This window comes from Candidatus Zixiibacteriota bacterium, assembly GCA_014728145.1.
In the GTDB taxonomy this organism is placed as follows: Bacteria; Zixibacteria; MSB-5A5; order JAABVY01; family JAABVY01; genus WJMC01.
Genome location: WJMC01000222.1, coordinates 1 through 3,543 on the forward strand (window position 1 = coordinate 1; position 3,543 = coordinate 3,543).

At 49.4% G+C, this 3,543-nt stretch carries 4 protein-coding genes; 2 read left to right on the forward strand and 2 right to left on the reverse strand.

What is annotated here, in order from left to right; genetic code table 11:
- Positions 1-171 (forward strand): hypothetical protein (locus tag GF404_12550; protein ID MBD3383010.1); only part of this gene is annotated, 171 nt, incomplete at its 5' end.
- Here the strand turns inward: GF404_12550 and GF404_12555 are convergent.
- Positions 172-807 (reverse strand): isochorismatase family protein, encoded by a 636-nt coding sequence (locus GF404_12555; protein MBD3383011.1) that lies wholly within the window; start codon positions 805-807, stop codon positions 172-174.
- Positions 808-887: 80 nt separating this feature from the next.
- Positions 888-1,379, reverse strand: coding sequence for a tRNA (N6-threonylcarbamoyladenosine(37)-N6)-methyltransferase TrmO (gene tsaA / locus GF404_12560; GenBank protein MBD3383012.1), 492 nt, complete (start codon positions 1,377-1,379; stop codon positions 888-890).
- A 286-nt stretch (positions 1,380-1,665) separates the two neighbouring features.
- Between tsaA and GF404_12565 the strand changes: the two genes are divergently transcribed.
- Positions 1,666-3,543: DEAD/DEAH box helicase (locus GF404_12565; protein MBD3383013.1), on the forward strand; the 1,878-nt coding region annotated here is incomplete at its 3' end.

A 3,543-nucleotide genomic window follows, 5' to 3' on the forward strand; every position in this document is an offset into this window, starting at 1 on the left:
CAGGAGGGCATAGTCCGCGATGCCATAATCGCCAGGGAAGCGGGAGTCAATGCCGGTTTTGAGGAAGCCGCGCTTGAAGCCGCCCTGAAGAGAAAGTACAGCCCCGCGATGCAGAACAAAAATCCGGTCGCGGTCTGGATCAGCTACAAAGTCAGTCCCAAGCTCAAATAATCAGCCGAGATGTTCGATTACCTCTATGGCGGTTACCACCGGAGCGAAGCCGAAAGAGATATTTTTGAGCGTAGCCAGGTGCATATCATCATTGGCAGTAGCGACAGCATCGCAAATGAACTGAACCCGGTAGTCTTTGTTGAAAGCGTCGCGCGCGCTGGTTTCACAACACAGGTTGGTCATCACACCGGTTATCACCAAGTCGGTTATCCCGAGTGAATGCAGGATGATCTGCAGGTCGGTGCCCTCGAATGCCGAATAGCGATGCTTGTGCACCACCCGTTCATTTTCGAGTGGTTTGATGTCGGGATAGATCTCGGCCCCGTAGCTTCCAGCCTCGCAGTAGCTGTCCCACCACCATGTCAGGTTACCACCGTCAAGTTCCGGGCTATAGTGAGAATGCGAAGTGAATATGACCGGCCTGTTTTTGCCACGAAACGCCTGTTGAAGTTTGATGATATTCGGCAGGATCTCGTGAGAAGCCGGAATAAACATCCCGCCGTCCTCGGCCACGAAATAATTCTGCATATCGATTATGAGCAGAGCGCAGTTGTCGCGCCTGAGCGGAAAACGCCGGATATTGTAAGGCGCGATTTCCTTCAGCCATGTTGCGGTTTTATCCTCGAGTGTTGACATATATTTCCTCCCTGAATTTCAGTCTATAATGACGATCAAACTATTAGTGTTCATGATCAGAGTGATACGCGATAATAGAACTATTCCTCCTCGGATCTCTCGAAACGATCGTCGGCTGTTGTCCGGCCGTTATCTGTATTATCCAGCCATCCAGAACGCTCTACCTCGAAATGGTCGAACCTGGGTGCGTATGGTTTAATATCCACAAGCGGTGTGCCGTCGAGAATATCCACTCCGGAGATATACAATTTATTGCCTTCGATTTTATGCAATCGGACCGCTGATATCCCCAATGGGTTCGGGCGTGAGGGGGCACGGGTAGCGAAGACACCGTGAGGCTTCCGATCCAGGTACGGCCGTACCGTCAGTTTCGGATGAGCGGCACGGTCACACCAGTAGATCAACCAGATACGATCGAAGCCTATCAAATCTTTCAGGCCCTCCACATACTCCTCGAAAATATCGACTTCCCCCGCATGATCGCCAGCTACCGCAGTCTGAATCGGTGTGTCGGTTGCCTTTTTAAACTCCGATCTGATCACCCCGATCTGTTTTAAAACCATCTCGTTCATGATCTGATAAGTTAACAAGTTTATCATTAAGAGCAACTGGAATATTTCTGGCAACTTCCACAGGATTGTAAGTGCCAATATTGCAGTGTATTACGAATAAATATCAGCCGTTAAAGAATTAAAAATTTAAACCGATACAATTTACAGCTTGACAACTGCACATATGTGCAGTATAATGCCTCCAGGTTGATCGGGTAGGTGATTTCAAGTTACAGTCTATATAAGAATTGCAGGGCTATGATGTCTTTAGAGTTTAATTTATCGTGCGATTCGATCATTTTCAAAAATGAGGACAGTTCGCCTGACAAATATAACCGCAGGCAGTTCGTTTGTCCGGAGTGCGGGTCTGGTCTGGTGCCTTCCTGTGGATGCTGTTTCTGTCCTTTTTGCGGATGGTCGCGTTGCGGGTGAGGGAGGATTGGCTATGCTAATGGAGGATCTGAAAGCCTGTGGTTTTCCGGATATATTAATTCAAAGCTGGAAGGATTCTGTTGGCGATACACTTCTGCCTCTACAGGAAAAGGCGATTCGCGAGTTTGATTTACTGGGACAGTCCAATCTGATAATCTCGGCACCAACTTCATCGGGCAAGACATTCTGTGGCGAAATTGCGATGGCGAGGGCATTGACAGCCGGGCGAAAAGCGGTCTATTTAGTTCCGCTCAAGGCGCTTGCCGAGGAACGTTATCACGATTTTCAACAGAAGTATGCCCGTCTGGGGCTCAAAACGATCATCTCCACCGGCGACCGTCGCAAACATGATTTCGCTTTTCAACGCGGTGATTTCGATCTGGCAGTTGTAATTTTTGAAAAGTTCAGCCAGCTTTTGACTCGCAACCTGGATATACTCTCGTTAATAGATCTGATTCTTATCGATGAACTTCAGATGATCGGCGATTCCGGCCGCGGGTCTTCTCTGGAACTTTTGTTGTTAAAGATAAAAGTAGCGCGCTACAACTGCCGTCTGGTTGGATTGTCGGCGGTACTGTCCTCGTCCGGCGACCTGGCGAACTGGCTTTCAGCTGGACTTCTGACCTCCAGCTATCGCCCGGTCGATCTCTACCAGGGAGTACTCTGGCAGGGAAGGTTCGACTACCGCAGTTACAACAGCGGACAAATCGGTAGCGAACTGGTTCTCGATGATGACAACCTGGCTCCCGAAGATCAACTTTTGAGGTCTGTTGTAAATTTTATTGAAACCGGTGAGAAGGTGTTGGTCTTTTTGAAGAGCAGGGTATCCTGCCAGTATTTCGCAGAGTCAATAACCGATATGGTTGAACCATTGCGGGCCGATGATGCGATTAAGGCACTTTCTTCGGGTGATCGCACCGGCCTGGGGGATAAGCTGATCGAACTACTCGAATACGGTGTCGCGTTTCATCACGCGGACCTTTCTTTCGAACAACGCCGGATTTTGGAGCATGGATTTCGCGCCGGAAAGATCAGGGTGATCTTTGCCACTACGACTTTGGCGATGGGCCTCAATCTTCCAGCCGGAGTTGTATTTCTTGAACCGTTCAAGTTCGCCCCCGGCTGTTACCACAAACGACTCCTGGCTCATCATCTGAACTGGTCGGAATATGAGAATATGTGCGGGCGGGCGGGTCGCTTGAGATACACCGACAGGCCGGGAAAAGCTCTGCTTCTGGTCAATTCCGAGTTTGAAAAAGAGGTCATCTGGAACAAATTCATGCTCGGTAAACCCTCAGAGTTCGAGGGGCACCTCGCCCAAAAATCGACTGCCGACCTGATGCTCGATCTGGTTGCGAGTGGATGTTGTCGGACTCTTGATGATGTCGCTGGCGCACTGCAAAAAAGCTTCAGCCGGGCTCCGTTTATGGATGAGGATATCAAAGAAGCCTGTGAGTTCTGCTATAAAAGAAACTTCATTGTGGATCGTGAAGGTGCCTGTGAAAGTACTGCATTAGGAGATACGATCGCAGGTTACGGTATCTCGTGCGCTACCGCAGATCAATTTTTAGCGCTTCTAGCTCGCAGTAGTGACCTGAATGAAGCCTGCTGGCTGTATGAGCTGGTCACTTCCGGTGAGATGACCGATCGTGCTCGTTTCAGTGTACATGGTCGGCTTGAGGATGTCAGGCTGAAGCAGATTCAGGATGATTTGAAATCACATGGTCTGGTTGAAGGATTTAGCCTCGAGCAG

What these genes read in the sequence shown, in the direction of transcription:
- GF404_12555 (MBD3383011.1), bottom strand. Translation starts at nt 807, where the DNA reads ATGTCAACACTCGAGGATAAAACCGCAACATGGCTGAAGGAAATCGCG.
- tsaA (MBD3383012.1), bottom strand. Translation starts at nt 1,379, where the DNA reads ATGAACGAGATGGTTTTAAAACAGATCGGGGTGATCAGATCGGAGTTT.